The 26,841-nt window shown below is 38.2% G+C and carries 28 protein-coding genes; 19 read left to right on the top strand and 9 right to left on the bottom strand.

What is annotated here, in order from left to right; translation table 11 throughout:
* The first annotated feature begins 4 nt into the window (after nt 1–4).
* From NSQ79_RS08630 to NSQ79_RS08605, 6 genes are all read left to right on the top strand, one after another.
* Nucleotides 5–172: a hypothetical protein gene (locus tag NSQ79_RS08630; RefSeq protein ID WP_049527516.1), complete on the top strand. Its 168-nt coding sequence runs from the start codon at nt 5–7 to the stop codon at nt 170–172.
* Between the two features lie 139 nt (nt 173–311).
* Nucleotides 312–401 carry a ComC/BlpC family leader-containing pheromone/bacteriocin gene (locus NSQ79_RS08625; protein WP_073688908.1) on the top strand — a complete coding sequence of 30 codons (90 nt, stop codon included), beginning with the start codon at nt 312–314 and terminating at the stop codon, nt 399–401.
* 188 nt (nt 402–589) lie between these two features.
* A complete protein-coding gene (locus tag NSQ79_RS08620) occupies nt 590–757 on the top strand; it encodes a hypothetical protein (protein ID WP_049527517.1) in 168 nt (55 codons plus the stop codon).
* A 175-nt stretch (nt 758–932) separates the two neighbouring features.
* Nucleotides 933–3,089: a peptide cleavage/export ABC transporter gene (locus NSQ79_RS08615; RefSeq protein ID WP_107372339.1), complete on the top strand. Its 2,157-nt coding sequence runs from the start codon at nt 933–935 to the stop codon at nt 3,087–3,089.
* 11 nt (nt 3,090–3,100) lie between these two features.
* Nucleotides 3,101–4,324, top strand: a complete 1,224-nt coding sequence (locus NSQ79_RS08610; protein ID WP_049527520.1) for an HlyD family efflux transporter periplasmic adaptor subunit — start codon at nt 3,101–3,103, stop codon at nt 4,322–4,324.
* Between the two features lie 16 nt (nt 4,325–4,340).
* Nucleotides 4,341–4,496 (top strand): ComC/BlpC family leader-containing pheromone/bacteriocin, encoded by a 156-nt coding sequence (locus NSQ79_RS08605; protein WP_021152520.1) that lies wholly within the window; start codon nt 4,341–4,343, stop codon nt 4,494–4,496.
* Nucleotides 4,497–4,523: 27 nt separating this feature from the next.
* On the opposite strand, the gene NSQ79_RS08600 is transcribed toward NSQ79_RS08605, so the two are convergent.
* Complete coding sequence (locus NSQ79_RS08600) at nt 4,524–5,540, bottom strand: GHKL domain-containing protein (protein WP_339313535.1); 1,017 nt, start codon at nt 5,538–5,540, stop codon at nt 4,524–4,526.
* Between the two features lie 314 nt (nt 5,541–5,854).
* A complete protein-coding gene (locus NSQ79_RS08595) occupies nt 5,855–6,595 on the bottom strand; it encodes a response regulator transcription factor (protein WP_164332023.1) in 741 nt (246 codons plus the stop codon).
* 593 nt (nt 6,596–7,188) lie between these two features.
* Here NSQ79_RS08595 and NSQ79_RS08590 point away from each other — a divergent pair.
* The 6 genes from NSQ79_RS08590 (at nt 7,189) to NSQ79_RS08565 (ending at nt 10,454) form a co-directional block, all read left to right on the top strand.
* The gene (locus tag NSQ79_RS08590) at nt 7,189–7,443 is read left to right on the top strand and encodes a Blp family class II bacteriocin (RefSeq protein ID WP_021152515.1); all 255 of its coding nucleotides are present in this window, start codon (nt 7,189–7,191) and stop codon (nt 7,441–7,443) included.
* A gap of 585 nt (nt 7,444–8,028) precedes the next feature.
* Nucleotides 8,029–8,268, top strand: coding sequence for a Blp family class II bacteriocin (locus tag NSQ79_RS08585; RefSeq protein WP_021152514.1), 240 nt, complete (start codon nt 8,029–8,031; stop codon nt 8,266–8,268).
* Between the two features lie 11 nt (nt 8,269–8,279).
* A complete protein-coding gene (locus NSQ79_RS08580) occupies nt 8,280–8,672 on the top strand; it encodes a hypothetical protein (protein WP_003094909.1) in 393 nt (130 codons plus the stop codon).
* Nucleotides 8,673–8,700: 28 nt separating this feature from the next.
* Nucleotides 8,701–8,880 (top strand): bacteriocin transporter, encoded by a 180-nt coding sequence (locus NSQ79_RS08575; RefSeq protein WP_155213961.1) that lies wholly within the window; start codon nt 8,701–8,703, stop codon nt 8,878–8,880.
* Between the two features lie 186 nt (nt 8,881–9,066).
* Nucleotides 9,067–9,993, top strand: coding sequence for a thioredoxin family protein (locus NSQ79_RS08570; RefSeq protein ID WP_175062649.1), 927 nt, complete (start codon nt 9,067–9,069; stop codon nt 9,991–9,993).
* 164 nt (nt 9,994–10,157) lie between these two features.
* Nucleotides 10,158–10,454 (top strand): bacteriocin immunity protein, encoded by a 297-nt coding sequence (locus tag NSQ79_RS08565; protein ID WP_155213959.1) that lies wholly within the window; start codon nt 10,158–10,160, stop codon nt 10,452–10,454.
* A gap of 278 nt (nt 10,455–10,732) precedes the next feature.
* On the opposite strand, the gene NSQ79_RS08560 is transcribed toward NSQ79_RS08565, so the two are convergent.
* Nucleotides 10,733–13,000 (bottom strand): Xaa-Pro dipeptidyl-peptidase, encoded by a 2,268-nt coding sequence (locus NSQ79_RS08560; protein ID WP_175062648.1) that lies wholly within the window; start codon nt 12,998–13,000, stop codon nt 10,733–10,735.
* Nucleotides 13,001–13,123: 123 nt separating this feature from the next.
* On the opposite strand from NSQ79_RS08560, the gene gla reads away from it, so the two are divergent.
* Complete coding sequence (gla, locus tag NSQ79_RS08555; RefSeq protein ID WP_004183354.1) at nt 13,124–13,990, top strand: aquaglyceroporin Gla; 867 nt, start codon at nt 13,124–13,126, stop codon at nt 13,988–13,990.
* An 87-nt stretch (nt 13,991–14,077) separates the two neighbouring features.
* On the opposite strand, the gene NSQ79_RS08550 is transcribed toward gla, so the two are convergent.
* Nucleotides 14,078–14,749, bottom strand: a complete 672-nt coding sequence (locus tag NSQ79_RS08550) for a CPBP family intramembrane glutamic endopeptidase (protein WP_014634982.1) — start codon at nt 14,747–14,749, stop codon at nt 14,078–14,080.
* Nucleotides 14,750–14,922: 173 nt separating this feature from the next.
* Here NSQ79_RS08550 and NSQ79_RS08545 point away from each other — a divergent pair, with 173 nt between their 5' ends.
* The 3 genes from NSQ79_RS08545 to NSQ79_RS08535 all read left to right on the top strand — a co-directional run bounded on the left by NSQ79_RS08545 (nt 14,923) and on the right by NSQ79_RS08535 (nt 17,283).
* Nucleotides 14,923–15,678 carry a CppA family protein gene (locus NSQ79_RS08545; RefSeq protein ID WP_004183351.1) on the top strand — a complete coding sequence of 252 codons (756 nt, stop codon included), beginning with the start codon at nt 14,923–14,925 and terminating at the stop codon, nt 15,676–15,678.
* Entirely contained in the window at nt 15,678–16,625 is a 948-nt protein-coding gene (locus tag NSQ79_RS08540; RefSeq protein WP_014632661.1) for a serine hydrolase domain-containing protein, read from the top strand. Before NSQ79_RS08545 ends, NSQ79_RS08540 begins: the two co-directional genes overlap by 1 nt.
* 112 nt (nt 16,626–16,737) lie before the next feature.
* The gene (locus tag NSQ79_RS08535; protein WP_241003663.1) at nt 16,738–17,283 is read left to right on the top strand and encodes a hypothetical protein; all 546 of its coding nucleotides are present in this window, start codon (nt 16,738–16,740) and stop codon (nt 17,281–17,283) included.
* 16 nt (nt 17,284–17,299) lie between these two features.
* On the opposite strand, the gene NSQ79_RS08530 is transcribed toward NSQ79_RS08535, so the two are convergent.
* From NSQ79_RS08530 to pflB, 5 genes are all read right to left on the bottom strand, one after another.
* Nucleotides 17,300–17,752 carry a GNAT family N-acetyltransferase gene (locus NSQ79_RS08530; RefSeq protein WP_049529020.1) on the bottom strand — a complete coding sequence of 151 codons (453 nt, stop codon included), beginning with the start codon at nt 17,750–17,752 and terminating at the stop codon, nt 17,300–17,302.
* 85 nt (nt 17,753–17,837) lie between these two features.
* The gene (locus tag NSQ79_RS08525) at nt 17,838–18,620 is read right to left on the bottom strand and encodes a carbonic anhydrase family protein (protein WP_014632664.1); all 783 of its coding nucleotides are present in this window, start codon (nt 18,618–18,620) and stop codon (nt 17,838–17,840) included.
* A 287-nt stretch (nt 18,621–18,907) separates the two neighbouring features.
* Complete coding sequence (locus NSQ79_RS08520; RefSeq protein ID WP_084871005.1) at nt 18,908–20,602, bottom strand: oleate hydratase; 1,695 nt, start codon at nt 20,600–20,602, stop codon at nt 18,908–18,910.
* A gap of 14 nt (nt 20,603–20,616) precedes the next feature.
* Nucleotides 20,617–20,754 (bottom strand): hypothetical protein, encoded by a 138-nt coding sequence (locus NSQ79_RS08515; protein WP_004183341.1) that lies wholly within the window; start codon nt 20,752–20,754, stop codon nt 20,617–20,619.
* A gap of 158 nt (nt 20,755–20,912) precedes the next feature.
* Nucleotides 20,913–23,225, bottom strand: a complete 2,313-nt coding sequence (pflB, locus tag NSQ79_RS08510) for a formate C-acetyltransferase (protein WP_045769046.1) — start codon at nt 23,223–23,225, stop codon at nt 20,913–20,915.
* A gap of 267 nt (nt 23,226–23,492) precedes the next feature.
* Here pflB and dinB point away from each other — a divergent pair, with 267 nt between their 5' ends.
* The 3 genes from dinB to NSQ79_RS08495 all read left to right on the top strand — a co-directional run bounded on the left by dinB (nt 23,493) and on the right by NSQ79_RS08495 (nt 26,638).
* Complete coding sequence (gene dinB, locus NSQ79_RS08505) at nt 23,493–24,602, top strand: DNA polymerase IV (RefSeq protein ID WP_045769047.1); 1,110 nt, start codon at nt 23,493–23,495, stop codon at nt 24,600–24,602.
* 100 nt (nt 24,603–24,702) lie between these two features.
* Nucleotides 24,703–25,593, top strand: coding sequence for a hypothetical protein (locus tag NSQ79_RS08500; protein ID WP_004183338.1), 891 nt, complete (start codon nt 24,703–24,705; stop codon nt 25,591–25,593).
* A gap of 214 nt (nt 25,594–25,807) precedes the next feature.
* Nucleotides 25,808–26,638, top strand: a complete 831-nt coding sequence (locus tag NSQ79_RS08495) for a transporter substrate-binding domain-containing protein (RefSeq protein ID WP_004183337.1) — start codon at nt 25,808–25,810, stop codon at nt 26,636–26,638.
* Nucleotides 26,639–26,841 lie beyond the last annotated feature (203 nt).

Below are 26,841 nucleotides of genomic sequence, written 5' to 3'. Positions count from 1 at the left end.
CTCTATGCTTAAAGATAAAAAAATGTATTTACTAGCAATTTTCCTTTTAGGATTTGGCATTGCTAACCTTTTTAGAAATTTAGATTTTGTTCATCATATCATTAATTTGGTAGGGTTAACATTAATCACTTTTAGTTTGATTTTTAGTAAATGGGAGCGACTCAAAAAATAGAAGTATTCGAAATGTAGAGTTCCTAAAAATCAAAATCGAGTAGTGACATTTATGTCACTACTTTTTTGTTGTCTTCCACCCTATAATAAAATCATAGCTTGAGAGAAAGAAGCTAAAAAATAGTTTAGGAGGTATTGCTATGACAAGGCAAACAATTAACAATTTTGAACTCCTTGACCTTGAGGCACTTGCAAACGTTGAAGGTGGTGATGGATTATGTTTGATTTGAAAAGTTATATTTTAGGGATGGTTTTCATGGCCTTGATGACTTTTTTGGATAAGCCTATTATGTCATTTCTTGAAAAACACAAAGCTACCAATTCCACAAAAAAGAAATCTTAATTGAAGGACTTTGTCAATTGCTGGTCTGTGAATAGCTTATGCACAGAAAGCTAAAAACACTTTAAGGAGAAAAGTATGTTCAAAAACTCAAAACCGTATTTACTGGCTACCATTCTCATCGGAATGGGCCTTGCTAATCTATTTAGAAGTTTGGATGCAGTCCACCATACCATTAACTTGCTGGGGCTAACCTTGCTTCTTTATAGTCTGCTTTTAAAAAAATGGGCACAGTTTAAGAAATAATGTCGGGTTCTAGATAATTCGATTACTTGTGTTTTGTCACTATCTTGAGGAAAAAGACTTTAAAGATCACTTAAAACCTACCATTTAGGACATATAATGGTCATTTGTGACAAGAGATATTTTACAGATAAGAATTTGTCATACTATAAATAAAAACTAAATGAAAGGGAATTTTATGTTTCTTTATCGTAGGACCTTTGTTCCCCAAATGGATATTAGAGACTGTGGTGTTGCAGCTCTGGCTTCAATTGCCAAGTATTATGGGTCGGACTATTCTTTAGCTTATCTTCGAGAATTAGCAAAGACAACCAAAGAAGGTACGACGGCTTTAGGAATTGTTGAAGCTGCTAAGAAAATCGGATTTGAAACAAAGGCTATTCAAGCTGACATGTCTCTATTTAACATGGATGATGTTCCTTATCCTTTCATCGCTCATGTAAACAAAGAAGGTAAACTTCAGCATTATTATGTGGTCTATAAAAATGGAAAAAATAAGCTAGTTATTGGTGACCCTGATCCTAGTATCAAAGTAACTAAAATGTCTAAAAAGCAATTTAAAAAGGAGTGGACGGGTGTCGCTTTATTTATAGGACCAGAACCAAGTTACAAACCACATAAGGAAAAAGGAATCGGTCTGTTGGCTTTTCTTCCTCTCATTTTTAAGCAAAAATCATTAATTACTAATATTGTATTAGCTAGTTTTTTGGTTACTTTGGTAAATATTGTTGGTTCGTATTATCTTCAGGGGATTTTAGATGACTATATTCCTCATCAGATGAGGTCAACACTAGGAATTATTTCCATTGGCCTAGTTGTTAGTTATGTTTTACAGCAGATGATGACATATGCTAGGGATTATCTACTGACTATCCTCAGTCAGCGTTTTACGATTGATGTTATTTTGTCTTACGTACGACATATTTTTGATCTTCCGATGTCTTTTTTTGCGACTAGGCAAACCGGTGAAGTTACCTCACGTTTTAGTGATGCCAACTCAATTATTGACGCACTAGCATCAACTATTTTGTCTCTCTTCTTAGATGTCTCTGTTCTTGTTGTTATTGGTAGTATATTACTATTACAAAATGTTAGTTTGTTCTGGATAGTTCTTTGTTCAGTTCCTATCTATACAATAATAGTGCTTGTGTTCATGAAGCCCTTTGAGAAAATGAATCATAAGGTCATGCAAAGTAATGCTATGGTAAGCTCGGCTATTATTGAAGATATCAATGGCATTGAAACGATTAAATCTTTAACTAGTGAGGAAATTCGTTACCAAAAGCTTGATGGTGAGTTTATAGACTATTTAGAAAATTCTTTTCGTTTGTCAAAATTATCTATTTTACAGACATCTTTAAAACAAGGAGCTCAGTTGATTTTAAATGTGCTCATTCTTTGGACAGGTGCTCAGTTAGTTATGTCAAATAAAATCTCAGTTGGGCAACTTATAACCTTCAATACGTTATTGTCATATTTTACAAAGCCGTTAGAAAATATAATTAATCTTCAGAGCAAACTCCAATCTGCAAAAGTTGCTAATGCACGTCTCAATGAGGTCTACCTTGTTGAATCGGAGTTTAAAGAAACTAATGGTAATATATATCAAAAACAGCCAATGAATGGAGATATTATTATTTCAGGCTTGTCCTACAAGTATGGATTTGGACAGGATACATTATCTGACATTGACTTAACTATTAGACGAGGTGAGAAGGTAAGTTTTGTTGGAGTCAGCGGTTCGGGAAAAACCACATTAGCGAAGATGATAGTGAATTTTTACCAACCTTATAAAGGCAAAGTTAGCCTAGGTAGTCAAGATATCAATCTAATCGATAAAAAAAGTCTTCGTAGGAAGATTAACTATCTCCCTCAACAGTCCTATATTTTTAGTGGAAGTATTTTGGAAAATCTGACTTTGGGAGCCGATATAACTGTAACAGAGGAAGATATTCTTAGAGCATGTGATATCGCTGAAATTCGGAGGGACATTGAAGAAATGCCAATGGGATTTCAAACGGAGCTTTCTGATGGTTCAGGGTTATCTGGAGGACAAAAGCAACGTATTGCTTTAGCGCGTGCTCTATTAACTAAAGCTCCAGTTCTTATTTTAGATGAAGCTACAAGTGGATTAGATGTCCTAACGGAGAAGAAAGTTATAGATAATTTATTGAAATTAACTCAAAAGACGATTATTTTTGTAGCTCATAGACTTAGTATTGCTCAAAGGACTGATAAGATAATAGTAATAGAACAGGGGCGTTTAATAGAGAGTGGTTCACATAGTGAGTTGATGTCTAGGCATGGTTTTTACTATCGTTTATTTAAGAAATAGAAAGAAGAAAAATGAATTCTCAATTATTTAAAAGTACGGAATTTTATCAGAAAAGGTATCAAAACTTCTCAACAATTATTATATTTCCATTAGTCCTTTTGATAATGTTCCTTCTTTCGTTTTTACTTTGGGCAAAAAAAGAGGTAACAGTTGAAGTCACAGGAACGATAGAGCCTACAAGTATTGTTGCAACAATCCAGTCAACCAGTGACAATACTATTATAAAGAATCAGTTAAGGTCCAATAAAGAAGTCAAAAAAGGTGATTTATTGATTCAATATTCCGAAAAAATGGAAAGCTCTCAGAAAGAGAGTCTTCAAAAACAATTTGATCTTTTAAGTCGTCAGGAGACAGGGCTAAAAACCTTAGAAGATAGTATCAATCAAGGAACTAGCCTTTTTCAGGAAGAAAATGATGAATTTGGCTATCAAAGCACATTTACTACTTTCTTAGCCCAATACGATTCTATTGGTCAAGGTGTTAATAGTTCTAATCGGGAATCAAGTCCCCAAACTAATTTGGGTAATGAAACAGATACTGCTAGTTCTTTTGAAATCAGTGGATTTCCAGTTCAATCTGAGACATTATCAAAAACAAATAAGAATCATAAGATGACTTCTAAGAGAAATAGTTATAAGTCTATCCCACTTACATTGGATAGTCAATACGATACTGATTTATCAAGTCAAAGGGAGGTATTGAAAGCTCAGTATCTTAAGGAAGCTGGACAACAATTAGCAACTGTTCAAATACAGAAGTCTGAAGTAGAGGGAAAACTTAACCAAGCGAATATACTATTGTCTAATACAACAATAAAGGCACCTGAAGATGGAATAATACATCTTAATCAATCTTATGAAAATCTGTCAACGGTTTCAACAGGTAAGGAACTAGCACAGATTTATCCTAAAATAGAGTCTACTAAGGAAGTTTTTATTAGTTATTATGTTAGTTCAGATTATATCCTTAAATTAAAAAAAGGTCAGTCAGTTAGACTAACACTTGATGAGGTTGGTAATCATAATATGATGGTTTTAGGTAAGATTGAGAGCATTGATAGTTCAGCAATTGAAACAGAGAAAGGAAATATCTTTCGAGTTAAAGCAAAGGCAAAGCTAACTGCTCAAGAATCTAGAAGTCTTAAATATGGTTTTCAAGGGCGAGTAACTAGTATAATAGATAAAAAAAGCTACTTTGCTTATCTTAAAGATAAGTTATTTAATCAGCTTAATTAAATTCAAGGAGTGGAAAATGAAAAAACAAAGAAATGTCACTGAGTTTCAAAAGCTCAGTGACCATGAGCTTGAACAGGTATATGGAGGAATCAGTTGGGCAAATTATCTGTCAAGATATTTAAAAGAGGATTATAAATACTTTCTTTCAGATGGCAGTAAAAATCTGTTATAGTTAAAAATTTTAAAAGCTTGAAACTAGTCAAGCTTTTTTCGATATATTAAGTTCCTGTGTAAATGCAAAAGTCATACTTTCAGTTTTTAAAGAAATATTTTGATAGTTGTCTAATATATTCCTAACGTTGGCCAAACCTATACCGCGATGATCCCCTTTACTGGAGACACCTCTCTCAAAAAGTGAGGTGATCGAAATGAATTCTTCCCGGGTCGAGTTTTGGACAATAAAGAGCTGTTTATTACCATGGTTGAAGTAGCCAATATGCATTTTTGGTATGTCAGACTGAATCGATGCTTCCATCGCATTGTCTAGAAAGATAGATATGACAGTAATAAAATCGACCATCTCCATACCCTCAAGTTTGATAGTTTTAGGAATATCTAAGGAGACATCAATGTTATTTTCTTCTGCCTCTAGGAACTTAGCTGCAAGTAGGCTTTTAATAGTGTTATCTTCTATGTTTATTAAGCGAGTTAAATCAAATGTTTTCGATTTTAAATGCTTATCGGAATCTTTTAAAACTGAGTCGTAGACTTCTTTTACAATAGCTATATCATTTTGTTCGATACCAAGTTTGAGTGTTGTTAAAATATTGGCATAATCATGACGAAAACTTCGAACCGACTGATAGAGGTTTTCAATCTGTTTGTTATAATTCTTAAGATGCGATAGTTGAATGTCTTTTTGAAAGTCCAATTGACTTTGTATTGTTGCTCGGATATTTCTATCTAGTAAGATAAGCATGATAAAGGACAAGACTAGATAAATAACCACAATTAACTTTCTGATTATCAGAGTGGATGTATGAGTAGTGTTTTCGAGGTAGACGAGATATTGCTGGGTAAATGTATAACCAATCATAATGAAATCAGCAACAATAATACTCTTTGATATGAGAGGGGCTAATCGTCTTTTTTGTATAACTTCAAAGCTTTCTTTGAATAATTTTATTAAAAGAAAGGATAGTAAAATAGTTAGGAAAGAAGATGAGACAGCTATAAGATAATTAACTTTTATTGTTTCAACACTGATTCCAAACAAAGGAAATATAAAGAAAATGATTACTCTAAAACTGATATTATTAAGAGTTGTGAGGAGAAGAGCATTGAATATTTTAAGCTTTGATTGTAAGTAGGGCTTTCGTGATATAAAAAAAGATAATAAAAGATAGAATATTTCTTCGTTAAAGTAGAATAAGAATTTCCAGGATAGACTGTTACATATTTTGGTATATGCTATGCGACAAAATAAGATAATAAGAAAATGCCTAATTGAAACTCTTTTGTTTATTAAGTAAAGAAACAGGCAAATATTGAAACATTCAGAGACAACAGTAAGCAAAAATAAAAAAATAATCATTGAAGGTTCCTTCTTTTAAAAGTATCTATCAGCATTTTAGCTTTGGTACGTGAAAAAGGACAGATACTACCATCAGTCATTTCGACTTCACGTTTTAATTTGTTGATTCTTAAAATGTTTTTAGGATTAATGAGATACGAACGATGGCAAGATACGAGTGAAGGACTAGCTTTTTCAAGATCCTTTAGATTTGCACGAAAGGTCATTTGGTTGTTTGTACCATGAAGTATTACATAATGCTTTTGAGGAGAAGTTTCAATATAAATAACTTGGTTTAAAGGGATGCGAATAGCTGTATGTTGTGTTTGAAAATCAAAAATCTCGTCATTCTCTATTCCAAGTGGTTTCATAGTTATAGCTAAAGCTCTGGTTATCTTTTTCCTAAATTCTATTTCAGAGAGACTTTTGTCGATATAGTCTAGGGCAGATACTTGGTAATCAAAAACTAGTGGCATGAACTCTGAGTGAGTAGTGACAAAGATAATAGTAGCATAGGGGTTTTTTTCCCTAATGATTTTAGCAATATCAAGCCCTTTTAATTTTTCTCCTTTAATTTCGATATCAAGAAAAAAGAGCTGGTTAGAAGTTGTTGACTCAAACGCTTCTATAAGTTGCTTAGGCTTATCAAACGTGTGGACAATAGATAAGTCTTTGTTGTATTTTTTTAACTCTTGAGACAATACCCTCTCCAGTCTTCCTTGTTGAATGAGATTGTCCTCTAAGATATATATATCCAATTGTAGTTCCCTCCAAATTTTTGTATGCTGTTGTTTTTATACTCATAAATATGTAATATTATACCATAATTTACATATTCCATCCAACTATTCTTAAAAAGATTAGAAATAAATGTGATTCATTATCTATCAATACCATTTAGGACATATATTGGTAGTTTGTGACAATATTTAATTTTCTTTAATAAGATTGTTATATTACAATTGTGGTTGAGATATCACAATAAATTTATAAAGGAGGTTGTATAGATCTTTTCCGAAGGATTTAAGTTCATGTGCCACAGCCTCTTCCAAGCGACCCATCTGAATAGGATTATCTTCTAATAGGTAAATTCTCAAGGTTGAGTCCTCCCTTTCATGACGAATACTGTTTATTGAAAAATTGTAACATAAAGAAACGGTTTTTCAATTTTTTATTAGTGGAAAATGAGATTTTTCTTTTTTTCTGAATTTTAGAAACAATATACATTAGGAATTACCATTCGGGACATATAGCCACTTTTTGGGACGCTAGCTCTGATAGAGACACTTGAATGCTATACTAAAGATGTGATTGAGAGATCACACGATAAAAATTTTAGGAGGTAGTTGCCATGGCAACTCAAACAATTGAAAACTTTAACACCCTTGACCTCGAAACACTTGCTAGTGTTGAAGGAGGTGGATGTAGTTGGAGAGGCGCAGGTGGAGCGGCTGCTCAAGGAGCTATCGGAGGAGCTATCGCAGGAGCGTTTGGAGGTAATGTAGTTTTACCAGTTGTAGGCTCAGTTCCTGGTTGGGTCGGTGGTGGTGCTCTAGGTGGTGTAGGTGGTACTGTTGCCTATGGAGCAACCTGCTGGTGGAGCTAATCTATGGTATATTTTATTATAGGTTTTGTTGTTGCTTTGTTAGGTAATATCTTTTTCAACAAGGTCAATAAAAATAAACATAAATAATCATCTTGAACATATACGGGTATTTTCATAACAATTTTTAATAATTTGTTTATAAGATAGTGTTATTTTCTTTGAACAAATAGTTTATTTTTATGTAGATGGGGAGTTAACTAATGATTACAGAACTAACATATAACGACCTTGAAACCATCCAAGGTGGAGTATCTTGTATTATGCCTAGAACAAATAATAAAGCTGGTGGTAGCTACGACCCCTTTATAGACGGTAGGGTATCGCCACCTAGATATCGAAGTGGCGAAGCCTATCCGATGGTATATCTTCCTATCTGTGTTCTTATGTAGGAAGTTGAAATCAAGGTTCTTATTCGATAATGACTATTAAGATCACTTTATCATCTTAAAGTGGTCTTTTATATTTTTTTACCGTTCGGGACATATAGCCACTTTTTGGGACGCTAGCTCTGATAGAGACACTTGAATGCTATACTAAAGATGTGATTGAGAGATCACACGATAAAAATTTTAGGAGGTAGTTGCCATGGCAACTCAAACAATTGAAAACTTTAACACCCTCGACCTTGAAACACTTGCTAGTGTTGAAGGAGGACGAGTCAATTGGGAACGATGGGGAGTGTGTGGGGCCTCTGTCGCCGTAGGTGCTTCAGAAGGATTCTCTGCAGCTGCAGGTGGAACGGCTTTCTTCATTGGACCGTATGCAATTGGAACTGGTGCAGTAGGTGCAGCTATTGGAGGCGGAGTAGCCTTACTTGGCTGTTAAGGAGAACAGCAATGACACATAGAGTTTCAAAAAGGGATATAGTGCTATTTGTCATTGCCCAAGTAGTTAGCATATCCTTACTGGTACTTTTTTTTAGTCAATTACTTCATAACTTATCATCCGTATTCCAATTGGTCTACATCGTAGCAGCCCTCTTAGTGGTTGTGGTTGATATATTGCTCATTCGAAAAATAATGACAAGAAGAGAAGAACCAACTGTGTTAAATCAATTAAAAGCTTCCCTAGCTTGTTTCTTGTTACTGACACTTAGTTGCCTTCGTTTTTTGACAACAGATTTCTATTATCAAAAAGTTATCGCTATATTTGTAGGTTTTTTTTCATTATTGGGTTTCGTACTATTTTTATGGGGCATCAAGTATATCAACCATAATATAGAGAAGTAAGTAATTGACAAAATAAGGAGTATAAGCAATGTTTACAAAATTAACTCATAACGACCTTGAAGTAATTCAAGGTGGTGCTGTTTGTCTTATGCCAAATGTGAATAACAAGGAGGGTGACCCCCTTAAAGACGGTTGGGTATCACCAACTAGATATCGAAGCGGTGAAGCCTATCCCATGGTATATTTACCTGTCTGTGCTATTATGTAAGAACTTTAATTTAAAGGCTCTTATTTGATAAGAATATAAAAGTCCCCCTTATTACCCGAACCTTCTGGTGATAGTGGGATTTTTTATATTCTTACCATTCGGGACGTATAGTCACTTTTTGGGACGTTAGCTTCTATGAGAGTTGTAAATTGTTAAACTAGACTAAGTAATTGAAAGGAGTTTATGATGAAAAAACGGACATTAACGCTATGGCTGATGAGTTCAGCCTTGTTACTGAATCTATCGGTAGGAACTGCTTTAGCGGATGAGGTGGTAGAAACGGGAGCTGATAATTCTCCAAAGGTGGAAGCAACCGAATCTACTCCAGTAGAACAACCATCAGATAGTCAGGAGCAGTCGCTTTCTGAAGATAAAGAGGCACCAGCAGCGACTGAATCAGTAACCTTGGCTGAGTCTGAGGAGGAGACTGCAAATGATATCCCAGCAGTATCTCGTGAGGAATACGACGCTAATGTTGCTGATTTATCTAAGATAAGCTTAGATGATGTGCGTAATGCTTTCACTGAGGATGGTCAGGCACATACGATTTATTTTGGACGTGGAACCTGCTACTATTGTCGTCAGTTTTCACCAGAGTTGAAGGTCTTGAACCAACTGATGAATGGTCGTTTAGAATATTACGATACAGATCGTGAGGATTTTGACAGAAACTATGTGTTTGGTGAGATTGGTATTCCAGGTACACCTACATTACTTTATCTGGAAAATGGTCAGCTATTGTCAGGATGGGTTGGTGGTGGACCTGCTCAAACAGTTTATGACCATTTAGCCAGCTCTAGTCCACGTTTTATGACTTTGAATCAGGAACAAACAACCATCTCTGAACCTCAAACTAAAACTGTTCGTCCTACACGAGTAACCGAAGAGAGTACGAAAGAGAAATCTTTGCCAACTGTTCAACCACAGCCGATGTCAACGGTTCAGAAGGAACTGAACGCTCAAACAGGGCAAATGGCACCAATGACTGATAAAGTAGCAGACACAAAAGAACTCCCTAAAACAAATGATGGTGAGCAATCACTTGTCTCTTTTGTGGGGGCATTAGCAATCTTAGCTTCACTCATGTTAGCACTGAGATATTATATTAAATAGGTAAAAAGATTGAGTATCTCCCTCAATTTTTTTCATTTTGTATATGAATGACCATTCAGGACGTATAGCCACTTTTTGGAACGCTGGCTTTTAAATGACTATCAGGGTGCTATACTAAAAATGTGATTGAAAAATTAGTTGAAAGAAATAAGGAGGTTTTCTTAATGACAGGACTTAAATGGTTTGCAGGAGGCAAAGAGAGACGAGAACAAGCAGTAGCTATCATCGATGAAGTAATTGAAACTATTGGAGATAAGCCAGATTATGCTAATTTGAAGCAGGTCCTGCACTCCTACCGAACGGAACTTGCAGACTCTCGTTCAGCCACTCCCTATATCTTAAGCAGGATGTCACTGGAAATATCCGAAGTGGTCAGAAAAGACCAGCTAACCTTGTCTCCTTTTATCGAGGAGCGAATGGCAGAGTTGCGAAAATTGCTAGCGATTCGTTATGGCTATTGATGTCATTAGGGAGGATTTCTTGGTTTTAAGGGTGAGTTGTCCATTGAGAAAAGGAAGATGGGGCAAAAAGGTTCTTTTCCAACCTGTTGAGGAGCAGAGAAAGAACCTTAAGTTCTAGTTATGATTATGCCAAGTGTTGTTCCACTGTCTTGGCTACATCATTTGTTTAAATAACATTAAAATGAATCGTAAAAATTGAAGCCTAAATCTTGTTTATTTCCACACAATCAAAAAATCCCATGGGAGTATCTTCCTATGGGATTTTTTGTGATAAAAAGCTAATAAGGTAATGTCATCTGACTTTGGCTTAGGTCCACGGTCAATTCATAGTCGCTATTATCACGAATAGTGTGTTCAAAGTCTGTGGTATAGAGAACAAGTCGGAGTTTGTCGCCCTTATTGAGTTTGTAGATGGTTGGTTGCAAGTCCAAACCGATAGTCATCCATTCATTTGGAGAGACATTCTCAATGTTAAGGAGGTTCTTGCGATTTTGCAGGTTAAGGTGTCCTTTGGTAATGACACGGTATTTTTCCTGCTTGAATGGCAATTCACGTAAGGCTTCTTCCTTGAAGAGACGGCCGTTATCTAAATTCATGCGTTTGAGTGCGGGAATAGGTGCGAGATACTTCTTGTCACCCATTTCTAGAACTTGGGCCGAGATGAGACCACGGTTTGTGCTAGATTTGACTTTGAGCTCTAGGTGGACACGACCATTAATCTGGATATCTTGGTCCAGTTCAAAGTCTAAGGTAATGGCGTTGGCTTTGTCAGCAAAGAGGTCATCCTTGAAACTTTGGTAAGCTTTACCATATTTGGCGAAGGTTTCCTCTTCGTAATGGTTAGCGATGCTAGCTTCAGCCTCACCAAGCTGAATGTTTTTCCCATTGTCGCGTCCAAAGTTATCGAGGACTTCCCAGGTCTGTTCAGATTGGTTGTTTTGCCAGATAACAGTAGGCAGTGTGTAGCCGTTATTCAAACCAAGGAGTTTCTGACAAATCAAGGCATTCATGCTTTCTCGGAAGTCAATAGACTGCCATGCATTCATGTAAACGTGGGCACCATTGTGGAAGAAGAGGTGTTTTTCAAGAGAGTCTGGAAGGGCTCTGAACATTTGATAGACGTTAATAGGTTTAACATTCCAGTCTTGGCTACCATGTGTAAAGACAACAGTGGCTTTAACACGGTCTGCGAACTGCACATAGTTACGGTCATGCCAGAACTGGTTATAGTCTCCATGCTTACGATCAATGGCTGTACTTAGCTCTTTGAGGTAGGCTTGGTAGTCTTTTTGGTGGCGTAGGTATTCTCCAGCTAATAGGGCACGAGAATAGGTAAATTCGGTCAAGGTGTCGAGATCTTCACCAGGGTAGCCTCCAGGACTGACGAGGAGTCCATTTTCACGATAGTAGTCGTACCAAGAAGAAATACCCGCTTCAGCGATAACCATCTCCAAACCGTCGACACCAGTTGTAGCAAGGGCGTTGGACATGGTACCCAAATATGAAAGTCCGGTAGTAGTCACCTTACCAGAAGCCCAATCCGCAGTGATGGTATGCTGTCTACTTCGGCTAGTAAAGGCGCGTGCACGACCATTGAGCCAGTCAATGACAGCTTTATAGGCCAGAACTTGTTGATAGTCTCCAGAGGTCATGAAGCCTTCAGAATTGAAGGTACCGACACCCGATACATAGATAGAAGCCACACCACGAGCCAACATGTAATCGTTAAGCGTGTAGGTATCTGTGTGAGCAAAACGCTCCTGAGCCTTTGTGACAGGATTGATAGGCGTAAGGTCTGCCTCTGGTGTCTTGATTTCTGGTTGGCTAAGGGAGATTTCACCTGCTGGTTTGACGAGTAAATCACCTTCCATCTTGTGGGTAAGCTTATCTGAAGCAGGCTCATTAGTCCCTTGTTGATAAGGGCTTGCGGTCATCATGGCTGGAACTGGGAAGTCCACATTAGGACGTAAGATAGTCATTTTGACCAAGTCTAACTGGCCATCTTTATCGGTATCTACAGGTGTTTCAACATAAACCACCTCACGGTAAAGCTGATTAGTGTCAAATGTTGCCAAGCTCTTACCATTAAAGAAGACGTAGTTATTACTTACAGGAATCAAATCCTGAGCTACTAACTGATCAATTAAGGTATTGCCAGACTGTGTGCGTGTTGCTAGCAATTGATGGAGGTTATTAAGGCTACCATCAAAAGTAATTGGGAAAGCCATTTCCTCTAGGAAAGCAACACTATCTGTAAAGTCTACATTAGGGACAAATCCTAGCATTTGAAGAGCCACCAAACCAAAGACGTCAGCAGTCAAAGGTCGGTCTGATTGGAAGAAGGTTAGGAGATCAGTCTCTGTATCAGCAATCCAATTTTTCAAAGCTAAATCAGTATCTTCAAAGAAAAGGAAGTGCTTGCGAACAAAAGCCTCAAAATTAGCTTTGGCACTGGCATCTAGAGAGACTTCAAAGCCCAGAGAATGGAGTTCCTGACAAGCCATTTCAGGACTTACTGGGATGTAACTAAACTGGTTAAATTTCATACTTTAAAACCTCAAAAAAAGAATACGTAAACATTTCAGAAATATCTTTACATCAGACATTATACTTGATAAAATGATAGATGTCTAAATTATTGTAAAATGTGAAAGGAAATAAAGAGACAAATGAATGATTTTCTAAAAGAAGCGCTCAGTCATGATTGGATTATGAAGTACATTACTGAGTTTATTGGGACAGCTTTGATGGTTGCACTTGGTAATGGTTCGGTTGCCAATGTTGAGCTTAAAGGGACTAAGGGTAATAAGTCTGGATGGCTTGTTATTGGTTTTGGTTATGGTTTTGCGGTAATGATGCCAGCACTTATGTTTGGTGATGTTTCTGGTAACCACATCAACCCAGCCTTCACACTTGGACTTGCTGCATCTGGCTTGTTCTCATGGGTAGCCGTTCCAGGTTACTTGATTGCTCAACTTCTCGGTGCTTTCTTAGGACAAGCTATCGTGGTTTGGGTTCACCAACCTTATTATCTTCAAACTGAGAATCCAAACAACATCCTCGGTACCTTCTCTACAATCTCTGCTGTTGATGATAACTCAGACTCAGAGGAAAATCACAAACGTGCTTGGCTTAATGGTTTTGCCAATGAGTTTGCGGGTTCATTCCTTCTCTTCTTTGGTGCTCTTGCCTTGACTAACAACTACTTTGGTCACAAATTAGTCTCACAAGCAGTTCAATATGGGTATGATAAAGAAGCTGTAACAGGTCAAATGGCTAATGGTGCACTTGCGGTTGCCCACATCGGTGTTGGTTTCTTGGTTGCAGCCTTGGTTATTTCGTTTGGTGGTGCAACAGGTCCAGCTCTTAACCCAGCCCGTGACTTGATGCCACGTCTTCTCCACCACATCTTGCCAACAACAGTTCTTGGTGAGCACAAAGGTGATTCTAAATGGTGGTATTCATGGGTTCCAGTTGTGGCTCCAATCTTAGCAGGAGTTTTAGCTATAGCTTTGTTCAAGTTCCTCTACCTTTAATCAATACAAAAAATCTGAAGTTAGTGCTTCAGATTTTTTTATGCTTAAAATTTTGAAAGTAATAAAAAACTGAGAAAATATTCTCAGTCACATTGGATTAGTCATTACTAGAATGGTAGCACCTAAGGTGTAAAGATTCCATAAAACATGAAGTGTGATACTTGCAGATAAGTTTTCTCTTTTTTGGTAGACCATAGAGAGAGCCAAGCCCATTCCGATATAAAGAGTGAGGTAGGCAAGATTAGTTGGCATATGAAAGAGACAAAAGAGCCCAGTGCTGACTAGCACAGCTGTTTTCGAATAAGGAGCTAACCAGGTGAAAATCCACTTGCGAAAGAGGATTTCTTGGAGGAAGGCTGCCGTAATCATACCAATGGCTACTGGAAGGATAGGCGTTGTTGTGAGCGTCTTTTGAAGTTCTGCATGGTAGTTGGTATGGGTTAGTAGCATAAGATTACTGCCAATGACTCCCATCAAGAAGATAGTGAGAAAGCCCCAGATAATTGCTTTAGCATCCTTGAGGTCTAGTCTAAAACGAGTCATCAATCCTTCACTCTTTGCCCAGAGATAGGTAAGGTAAAAAATGATGAGATTGATAGCGATGACTCCCCAGCTTTCAAGCTTCGTAAAAGTCAATCCAGTCTGATTGTTATATAAGGTTGTCATACCTAAGGTGATGTTTGGGATAGCTATCATCAGCAGTAAAAAAAATCCCTGATAGGCATGTCTAAATGCCAGATTATTGACAAGAGTTTTCATAGACTCTATTATACTCTAAAATGAGGAAAATGCTAGCCCCAAAGTAAAGATAATGTAATGATTTTCATAATTTGTGTGAAAGAAAGTGAAAAAATTACAATACTGTTTTTTCTTAGGAAAATCCTTGTCACACAAGCTCTTTTCGGATAAAATAGAGAAGAATGGAGGTTGTCATGACGCAATCAGGGAATTTTAAGTTTCACACACCAATCTTTCGTGTGAATAATAGACAGGAAAATATTGATTTTTACCAAAATACATTAGGATTTAAGCTTTTGACTGAGGAAAATGCCCTTGCGGTCTTCACAGATTGGACAGACCGTAACTCACTTTTTGTGATTGAGGAGTCACCAGCTTATCGTTGTCGCGCTGTTGAAGGTCCTAAGAAAATTAATAAAGTGGTCATTAAAGTTTCAAATCCACTTGAGATTGAATACCTTTTGGCGCGTGATGATCACCAAGCCAAGGCTATTTTCCAAGGGGAAAAGGGCTATGCCTTTGAAACAATCTCACCTGAGAATGGTCTTATTTTGATGCATGCTGAAGATGACTTGTCTACTCTTAAGACAGTTGAATACGCAGATGTTGAAGAAAAAGAAGATTTCAAAGGAGTGTCAGACTTTACAGTTGAGTCTTTGACCTTGAACGTTGTTGATACAGCTCAAGCAGCTTTCTTCTACGATAATCTTTTTGGCGAAGAATTGCCTTTGTCTATCCACTTTGAAAAAGCAGAAGGTCCTGACCTCCAAGTGAGTCCAGACCAGACTTGGGATTTGGAAATTCTAGAGTTTAAGGTAGCAGAAGACTATGACTTGGTTGCCTTGCATGATAAACTTGAAAAAGAACAGTTCTCTAGTTACCTAGACAGCAAAGGGAACTTGCTCGCACTCACTGACATGAGCAATATTGAGGTTTGGTTTACAAAGTAATGACTAATTTTCAACAAACATTGTCAACAATTACAGACTACATCAAGGCTGACATCTTTCCAGGTGCCAGCCTTGCACTTTATGACGGACAAGATTGGCAGGAGCATTATCTAGGAACTCAGGATGGAACTATTCCGGTAGTTCCAGGACTTACCTATGATCTAGCTAGTGTTTCCAAGGTAGTCGGAGTTGGGACCCTCTGTCTTTTCTACTTGCAAGCGGGAAAATTGGACTTGGATGAGAAACTATCGACCTATTATCCTGAAGTTGTGGATAAGACGTTAACCCTTCGTCAGCTTCTTTCTCACAGTAGCGGCATTGATCCTTTTATTCCAAATCGTGATGACTTAGACCAAGCTGGCTTGATTGCTGCTATTAATGCCATCAAAGTTAAGGCTGATAAACCTTTCTTGTATACAGATATAAATTTTATTCTCCTAGGTTTGATGCTTGAAAAAGTCTCTGGACAAACACTGGATAAGCTCTTTGACTCCGAGATTTTTCAACCGTTTGGTATGTCTGAAACACAGTTTGGCCCAGTTGAGGTAGCTGTTCCAACAGTTAAGGGGGTTACGGGAGGGACTGTTCATGATCCCAAGGCTCGAGTTCTCAAAGAACATACAGGTTCAGCAGGTCTCTTTTCAACACTAAAAGACTTAGAGATTTTTGTTAACCATTATTTGACGGATGATTTTGCTAAAAATATGACGCAGAATATCAGCCAATCCAACAAGGAACGCAGTGTCGCTTGGGACCTCCAAGGCGAGTGGATTCTTCACACTGGTTATACAGGTACCTTTGTGCTTATCAATATCCCTCGTCAACGTGCGGCGATTTTCCTCAGTAATCGTACTTACTACAAGGATGAGAGAGCTCAATGGATTAAGGACAGAGATGTTTTAATTGAGATAATGAAGAAGGAGCTGATTCGTGAAACGGTCGAGTAGACACTCCAAGGAAAGAAAGCTTATCCCTTGGTTTCTGAGTTTGCTCTTTTGCATGCTTAACGGGAGTAGTCTCTTTTTCTGTGGTATGTGTTTTACAGTGGTGATCATTTTTTTGACGACTAATAGAGATGTAAGCTCTTTTGTAGTTTTGGTATTTATTAGCTTGTTATCTAACCTTATTATTTCTTTTTATATTTTGATAAGAGAACTACTATACAAACTGATTCATTGCCTTGGGTATCGTGCCCAACCCGATTTAAAAGTCCTTCATATGAGAAGAGGGTTTGATATTCATTTTCCTGTGTTTGAAAAGTATGGTCAAGACTATAAGTTACTCTACAAAAAGCGTTCCAAGAAGCTTCAAATAGAGTATTTGCTTATATGTTTAGGATACTTTAATGGACTTAGTCTTATAATGATTACCTTTACAGCCCTATTGAGAGGAATATTTGAGCTACTAGAACTAGAATCAAGAATGGCATCTTCTGATTATAAACAATTTCTTGGTTTTTTGGTCTACATGGGATTTTTTGTCCTTCTTTTTACAGGACAGAAATACTGGAAAAAAATCACAGAGAGATTAAAAGCTAGAGAAAATGTGACAGTGCTGGCTGTCGAGCATGGTTATCCTATATTTGCGACAAAAGAAGAAGCTTAAGCAGTACGTCAACTGCTTAAGCTTTTTTACTTATTAAGGATTTTTCTACAGTAATGTGTTGGATACCAGCTTCTTCAAAGATGTTACCGACTTCTTGATAGCCATTATTGAGGTAGAACTTAAGTGCACTGAGTTGAGCATGGAGAGAAATAGTCTGGAAGCCTTGTTCTTGTGCAAAATCTTCAGCTTCTTTTAGGAGAATGCTCCCCAGACCTTGACCTTGGTAGGCATCGAGCACCGCCATACGTTGGAGGGTAAGCTGAGTCAAGTCTTTATTCGGTAGTAGGCGTACGGTTGCTGCGGCCTTGCCTTTGTCATCATATAGAACAAAGTGGATGCAGTAGGCTTCATTCGCATCAATCTCAATGGAGCGAGGAACACCTTGCCCCTTAACAAAAACAGTGTTTCGGATGGCTACGGCATCGAGGTAAGTTTCTGAGAGTGTATCTCTTGTATGTTTGATAATCATAGGGCAAGTGTAACAAAGTCTATAACTAATTGTCAACGAAAAAAAGCTTGATGAGAGGAGTCATCATCAAGCTTTTTATCTTGTTTTATTCTTTAATTTGTCGACCGTTTGTATCTTGGATAGGACGGTTATTTTTAAATCCAAGGGTTTGAGTGAATTTCTCCACTTGTTCCTTACTAACGGTTTCTTGATTCTTGAAGACAATCCAGTTAACACCCTCAGTACATGGTGGTGTTGTCAAGGAACCTTCGAAGTTGTAGTAGTCCTTGTCTTCAGGATAGAAATCATCTAGTGAGATAGGTTGAGACAACTCGGTTTCAGTATTAGCAGCCTGAGGCATCTTATCCCAGATTTGTTTTAAGGCTTGATTTTCATCGCCATAATTATAGAGAACTGAGATAACTGTGATTTTTCCATTATCAGTCTTGTAGACGAAGTGACCCTCTAGAGGATAAGTCTGACCATCAATTTCATTCTCACTAGGTGCGTGAAAATGGAACTGCTGTAATTTATAGACATCATCACCAATCGTTAGGGTATTCTTTGGATTTTTAAAGCTGACTTCAATTGTATGCCCGTTATTTTCAACTTGAGCCTCTGATTCTTGATTATTAAGGTTTAGTTCTGGAAGATCAACGTCCTCAGCTCCGGTGATATTGATCGGAGATTGTTCTTTACCATTTTTGCTGAGTTTATAATCTTTAGAAAGGTCACCCCAATGGTCTGGACCAGTAGCACCAGTATAACCCCATTGAACGTCCTTGGACTTTGAGGATTCGGTTTTGGTATCAGACTGGCAGGCTACGAGTAGGATAGTACTTGCTACGAGAGCTACTAATCCAATTAGTTTAAAACTTTTCTTATTCATTTGTCCTCCTTATATTCTTTAATCTTATAACAATGGTAGTTTACGTGTTATTAGACACTATCCATTTGACGTAATTGAGTATCGTTTCTCTATGGTGCTTCTGAGAAGGAAGTGTTTGGAGATACCAAACGGAAACGCTTTTATTTTATAGCTAATCTGATAAAAAGTCAAATGTAAATTATAGTAGATTTAGAAAAATATAATGAAAGCTGGTTTTTGCAAAAATAAAAAAACAGCAAACATTTTGAAATCATGATGTTTACTGTCTTTAATGTGTGTAATGATTCTTAATCGAACATTTTCTTTGCAGCTCTTAACAAGGTTTTGACATCTTTATCATAACGAGGTGTTTTCACCAAACGTGACATGGGGATACCAGCAAAATGGAAAGCCGCGATTTCTCCAGAACGAACAGCACTATTTTCTGTGAAAATCATTTGATAAGGTTGTTCGACAAATTCTCCAGTAAAGGCAAGGTTTGTTGAATGTTTTGGAATAACCTTAGGACGATCTGACTTGGCTCGATTGTTAAAGAGAGCAGAAGCATATGGCATATAGACAGGGATACAGTTAATAACACTGTCCATGATTTCCTCTTCTTTATCGCTGATATTGATAGGCCCTGGGTCTACCTTTGAAAGTTGTCCAATAAGTTCCTGGAGCATCTCTTTACCAGTCATTTCGATATAAGGTTTATCAATGATTTCCCCGTGACGACGAGGGTAGAGGAAGTATCCCCAAAGAACCGTTTCGTTTGGTTTTTGACTAGTGAAGTGAGGTTGGTGATGGACAACGATTGACATGGTTACATCTTTTTGACCGAGTGGTGTCACTGGTTCTGTAGAAATAAAGGAATTAAGGGCGTTGCCTGGTTCCTGAGTGGTAATACGAGCAATTTCGTTCAAGAAGAGATGATTTTTAGTAGTGAGAGTGAAACTTACCCATTCACTGGCATCACGATCAGCGAAGAATTTATCAGGATTACCAAGGTTATAAAAATGATCTGATGCCTTTTTCCAAAGACTTGAAGCAGCACCATAATCCATGTTTTCTGCAGCCGGAGTGTTGAAATCACCTAGTGTTGCAGAGTCAGTAATCGAACCGTTTGTAAAGATGACTGCTGTATCGTTATCCACTGGGACGAACTCATTTTCATCAGTTTTAGTATTGACCATGTGAAGACCAGTAACAGTAATTTCGTCTTGCATCTTGCTGTCCTTGAATTTCCAGTCAACAACACGACGATTAAGGACTATGTGACAGCCCTCTTTTTCCAAGTAATTAATCAAAGGCTTCATGATGCTTTCGTATTGATTATAGCGTGTACGGTTAACACCAACTAAATGCTCAATCTGAGTGAATTCATAAATCATTTGGTGCATGTAACGACGAAGCTCTTGTGCAGAACTGCGAGTCCTAAAAGCGAATGTCGTTTCCCACATAAACCAAAAGTTACTTTCGAAAAACTCAGTATTGTCTTTGAAATAGTCAGCAATCGTGATGTTATCTAGTTTTTCTTCTTGTGAATCAGGCATCATAATTAACTGCGTAAGGAGCTTACGACTTTTATTATTCAAACCAAGCTTACCACCATCAACGATACCTTGTCCGCCTGTTAAGAGACGAGCCTTGTCATAGGTTGGGTGTGCGGCATCAAATTGGCGAGTATCCTCAGCAGCTGTAAGACATGGTTCTGTCATTGAAGGAACCCGATCAAGCAAATCCATCAAGTCAACATAGGTACGGTAGTTAAGCATACGACCACCGCGAGCAATATAACCCTTTTGATTTTCCATCGGATGATTTTTATTCCAATAGTCATCCTTAACATCTTGGGTAGGGGAACCGTCGTTTGATCCGTAATTATCAAGAGCGTAGAAAGTGATTTGGTCTCCTGACCATTTACCTTCTTGAATGAGGTAAACAGCGGCAGCCATATTTGATAAACCAGCACCGATCATAATTGCTTTTTTCTTTTGCATGATAGTTCTCCTCCTTAATCCAACGTAGAATCAAATTCATCATATAAGGCACTATCGTCCTTGAAGAATTCAGATTTGTGGGCAAGGAATAAGACACTAGCTAGGACGCTAAGTGTGATTCCAAGACTAGTTTTGAAAAACACTTTTTTCATAATAATACCTTCTTTCAAATTCAGTTTGTATTATAGTCCTATCCATAATTATTAACAACTGTTAATGTAAGGTTTTGTACAGTTTGGTAGAAACTGTTTAAGAAGCTAAGAAAAAACAAGCATCACTAGGATGCTTGTTTCTTGTTATATGCTTAGATTTATCCCAAAGCGTCGTCCATTGAAAGAACTTCGTGGAAGACACGTTGTGTCAATTCAGTTTTTTGTTCTGGAGTGAGGTATTTAGTGTTTACACAGTATCCAGAGATACGTACGATAACATCTTCACCGCTCATGATCTTTTCGTAAACATCTGACAAGTCCATAACGTTCAAGTTAACGTGTTGTCCACCGTTTTCGAAGTATCCGTCAAGGATAGTTACGAGGTTGTCAACTTGTTCGTCGTGAGTCTTACCAAGGGCACGAGGTGATACTTGAGTAGTAAGTGAGATACCGTCAGCTGCATAACCGAAGTCAAGGCTTGCAAGTGAGTTCAAGTTTTGCAACCATCCACCTTTAGCTTTGTTAGATGGGTTAGCACCTGGTGAGAAGAATTCCAATTTAGACAAGTTCACTGAACCATCTTCGTTGAGGTATACCCCTTTGTGAACTGGAGAGTTACCAGTTTGTTTAGAGTAAGCAACGTTAGAAGTGATTGTAAGAAGTGAAACTGTAGCTTCTGCATCTTTGTAGAGTTTGTGGCTACGAAGACGAGTAGTGTAAGCTTCAATCAACCATTCTGCCAATTCGTTTGAACGTGGGTCATCTTCACCCCAACGTGGGTATTCACCGATTGTTTCGTAGTCGTAGATGTAGCCATCTTCGTCACGGATCGGTTTAACTGTAGCGTATTTGATTGCTGACAATGTATCAACAGTATTTGCGAAACCACAGATACCAAATCCCATGTTAGCACGTTGTTTAGTTGGCAAGAAGGCCATTTGAACAGCTTCGTAGTTGTACTTATCAGTCATGTAGTGGATGATGTTAAGGGCATCTACGTAAGTGTCAGTCAACCAGTCAAGAGATTTTTCAAAGTTAGCTTTAACAGTGTCAAAGTCAAGAACTTCATCACGGACTGGTTCGATGTCAAATACTTTATAGTCTTTATGAACATCGTCGTAACCACCGTTCAAACCAGTAAGAAGGGCTTTAAGCACGTTAACACGAGCACCGAAGTATTGGATGTTGTGACGTTGTTCTTCGTTTTCTGGGTCAAGTGGTGATACACAACATGAGATACAGCTCATTTCACCGTATCCGTCTTTAGCCATAGTAGTTACACCTTCGTATTGGATAGAAGAGTGTTTGTGGCTCATGTGCATACAGTAGCGACGGAATGAGTAAGGCAATTTGTCAGTCCAAAGAACTGTCAAGTTTGGTTCTGGAGAGTTACCGATGTTGTCAAGAGTGTTCAAGAAACGGTAGTCCATCTTGGTAACACGGTGACGTCCGTCAGCACCCATACCAGCCATAGAAGTTGTGATGAATGTTGGGTCACCTGAGTACAATTGGTCGTAAGCTTTTGTACGAGCAAACTTAACTGTACGAAGTTTCATAACGAAATCATCAACGAATTCTTGGATTTCTGATTCAGTGTAAGTACCACGAGCAAGGTCACGTTCTGCGTATACGTCAAGGACGATTGGCACACGACCAAGTGAAGTAGCGGCACCGTTGATTACACGACATACTGCCATGAAGGCGATGTTTGTCCATTGGATAGCTTCTTTAGTATCGAAGGCTGGACGACGAACATCTACACCGTAAAGGTCACCAAGGCGAACAACGTCTTGAAGTGCTTGGTATTGAAGGTTAACTTCTTCACGAAGACGGATAGTTTCTTCGTCGATTTCTTTGATAGCATTCCAGTCGTTAACTTTTTCTTGCATCAAGTAGTCAGCACCGTAAAGGGCAAGACGAGCGTAAACCCCGATGATACGTCCACGTGAGTAAGCATCTGGAAGACCAGTAACTGTGTGAGCGTGACGTGCACGACGGATGTTTGAAGTGTAAGCACGGAAGATACCATCGTTAACTGTAGTCACGTATTTTGTGAAAATTTCGTGTACAGCTGGGTCTGGTTCATAACCGTGTTCTTTCAAAGCAGTTTCCGCCATACGGATACCACCTTTAGGCATGAAGTTCAATTTGAAGAGCTCATCATTTTGGATACCATAGATAAGTTCATCTTCTTTTGAAATGTATCCTGCGTCAATGTCAGCGATTGAAGTTGGACGAGTATCCATTGGGAAGCGTCCTTCAGCTTCATAGCCTGCTTTAGTTTCATCTACGATTTTTTTAATTTTTAGAGAGCGTTCAGTTGGTCCTGCAAGGAAGCTTTCGTCACCATCATAAGGTGTGTAGTTTGCTTGAACGAAACGTGAAACGCTAGCTTTTTCTTTCCAGTCAGTTCCTTTAAAGCCTTCCCACGCTTTTTCAAAAACATCTGTGTTAGTTTTAACCGTTGCCATAGTTTGGATCTCCTATAATTCTAGTAACAAAATCATCTGTTACATTCTCTAGAAGTATTCTATCACACAGTAACCGCTTACACAACTTTAAAACTGCGTTTTTAGAGACATTCTTTTATAATACAGTTTCGAAAACGACAAATCTGTATTATAAATTTCTGTTTTTTGATAGATTTTGGTATCATAAGGGGAGAATGCTTTGTAGTCCCAAAGTTTTATGTGAAAAGCTTTACAATGAGATAAATCTGAGAAAGGAGGCAGGGAGCCATGTTAGAGTTTCCTCTAATAAATGATACCAGTCGGAAAATCATCCATATTGACATGGACGCCTTTTTTGCTCAGGTCGAGATGAGGGATGACCCCAGTCTTAAGGACAAACCGGTTATTATCGGTCACGATCCTAGAAAAACTGGGGGACGTGGTGTGGTATCAACCTGTAATTACGAGGCTAGAAAATATGGTGTCCATTCAGCCATGTCTTCTAAGGAAGCCTATGAACGTTGTCCTAATGCTGTCTTTATCTCAGGAAATTATAGCCATTACCGAGAGGTAGGGATGCAAATTCGTGAGATTTTTAAACGCTACACCGACTTGGTAGAGCCTATGTCTATCGACGAAGCCTATCTTGATGTGACGATAAATAAGCTTGGTATCAAATCGGCGGTTAAGGTAGCCAAACTTATCCAGTATGATATCTGGCAGGAACTTCACCTGACTTGTTCAGCAGGGGTTTCCTACAATAAATTTATCGCCAAACTAGCCTCTGATTTTCAAAAGCCTGCTGGTTTGACGGTGGTGCTTCCAGAGGAAGCTCAGGAATTTTTGGGAAAGCTACCTATTGAAAAGTTTCATGGGGTAGGTAAAAAGTCAGTTGAACGTCTTCATGACATGGAAATATACACCGGTGCCGATCTTCTGAAGATTCCTGAGATGACGCTGATTGATCGTTTTGGACGTTTTGGATTTGATCTCTTTCGAAAGGCTAGAGGGATTTCCAATAGTCCTGTTAGGCCCAATCGTGTCCGTAAATCTATTGGAAGTGAGCGAACCTACGGCAAACTTCTTTATAATGAAGATGACATCAAGGCTGAGTTGACTAAGAATGCTAGGCGGGTAGCTGAAAGTGCTCAGAAAAATAAAAAAGTCGGTCGAATTATTGTCATCAAGGTCCGTTATTCGGATTTCTCGACCTTAACCAAGCGTATGACCTTGGACAAATCGACTCAGGATTTCGACACCATCGAAAGGATTGCCCATACCATTTTTGATCAATTAGAGGAAAATAGCAGCGGTGTTCGCCTGCTCGGTGTGACGCTGACGGGTCTGGAAGATCAAGAAGGCAGGCAATTGGACCTAGATGATTTGGAGTCATTATAATAGTAGAGTTTTGATTTTTTCTTTTGGAAAGTGACTTTGAAGAATCATCAGACCTATGCTATCTTAAAGAGTAACTAAAAGAAATGAGGGAATAATATTAATGAAAAAAGTTCTTACCTATTTAGGACTGATTCTAGCAGCTTGCTTGGTTCTCGTAGCTTGTGCTTCCAATAAACCAGCTGAGAAGAAAAAAGCGACACCAACTCCGACAGAACGTGCCAAGGCTGATGCGACAGTTTTAATTGATACTATGCTTGGAAAATCTAGTAACGGTTTTTCAAAACTCTACGGTGAAAATTACGAAACCTGGACTGAAACGAATGTTTTTGAAAAACAAGTTGCAGATACTATCGAAGAAAAGGGGTATACACCGGAAGACAAGTATACGTTTAAATACATTGAAGGTTATGATGCCAAGACTCCAACCCAAGTGCTTTCTAAGTTCCTCAAGGTCCGTCGTAATATGATTGGTAAGATTCAGGACTATAAGCTGAAAGATGTCAAAGTTAAAGGAAATGAAGCGACAGTTACCTTTACTTCACGTTCTGTTAGTGCCTATGGTGCTGCAGCTGCTGTTCGTACTCTCCTTATGAGTCTCTATGACAACGATATTGACAAGTTGAAACAATGGAATCAAGCTGATAACAACGATGTGGAAAAAGGTAAAGCCAAAGATCTCACAACGAAATTCCTTTATGGTGAAAACTTTAACGGAGATTTGACACAATTTAAGGATATTGATAAAGAAATGGCCTATACACCTTTGACAGGTGCTGATAATCTAGAAAAGACCTTCAAGCTAACCAAAGATGATGGAGGCAACTGGACGATTTCTATAGAAGATTATAAAGAGCTTGCCGAAGCCTTGGTTGACCATGATGAATCAGGAAGCAGAGCCGTTTACGCTGAACGTATCCATAAGAATTTATCAGATTATCAACCTGAAGACAGTAGCGATTCAAGCAGTAAGTCATCAAGTAAGGGAAAATAGAGTTTTATTGCATTTGATGTTAAACATGTACGGAAAGCTTTTTTGGACGAGAAGAGTTGTCACACCAGTGGCAGCTCTTTTCTTATTGTTCGTTGTATCGATTCCCCTATAACCATTTTCTATCACCACTTAGGTTTTTATTATTAGACGACTAAGGATGAAGATGATAAACTGTTATCACTAACTATTAATGAAAGTATCGAGGATTATAGATATGAAAAAATGGCTTGCAGGTTTAGGGATTCTTGGCTTGTCAGTTTTGACTTTGGCAGCTTGTGGAAACAAGAGTGACAGTAAGGGATCTGGTGAAAAGCAGACGATTACTGTTGCGACGGACTCTGATACGGCACCTTTCACTTTCAAAAAAGGTGACGACTTCAAGGGTTATGATATTGATTTGGTCAAGGCTATTTTCAAGGATTCGGACAAATATGAGGTCAAGTTTGTAACGACACCTTTTGATTCCATCTTGACAGGGGTGGATTCTGGACGTTATCAGATTGCGGCTAACGACTTCAACTACAATGAAGAACGTGCTCAGAAATATGGTTTCTCAGATCCGATTTCACGTTCTAACTATGCCATCACTAGTGCTGAGGGTACCAAGTATACTAGCCTAGACGATTTGTCTGGTAAGACGACAGAGGTGCTTCCTGGCTCTAACTATGCTCAGTTGCTTGAAAATTGGAACCATGCCAATGCGGACAAGACACCAATTACTATCAACTATGCTTCTAGCTCAACGGGTCTTTCAACACGTATTCAACACATTCAAGAAGGAAAAATTGACTTTATCCTTTACGATGCGATTTCGTCTGAGTACATTGTCAAAGATCAAGGCTATAAGCTAGCTGTAAACAAGATTAAAGACGATATCGGTATGAAGACTGATGGTCTGGAATATCTTCTATTCTCAAATGATAAGCAAGGTAAGGAACTCAAGACATTTGTTAATAAGCGTATCAAAGAGCTTAAGAAGGATGGAACCCTTGCCAAACTCAGCAAGGAATACTTCGGTGGCGATTACGTCAGTGATTTGAAATAAGACTGTTAAAAGTTGAGACTGCTGTCTCAGCTTTGGATTTAACACAAAGCTTTCTTTTGAGGCTTTCCTGAGGTGATGACGGACGTCAGCGACCTTCGTCGAAGCTCCATGACTAAGTTTTGAGCCTAAGGTCTCAAAACTTCCGAACACCTGAAACTTTAAAGTTTCAGGTGTTTTTCTCACGCCGGAAAGCCTCGGTTTAT

This window comes from Streptococcus sp. FSL W7-1342, assembly GCF_037966635.1.
In the GTDB taxonomy this organism is placed as follows: Bacteria; Bacillota; Bacilli; order Lactobacillales; family Streptococcaceae; genus Streptococcus; species Streptococcus salivarius_D.
The sequence above is the reverse complement of the archived record's forward strand: the minus strand, read 5'-3'. Positions and strand labels throughout refer to the sequence as shown.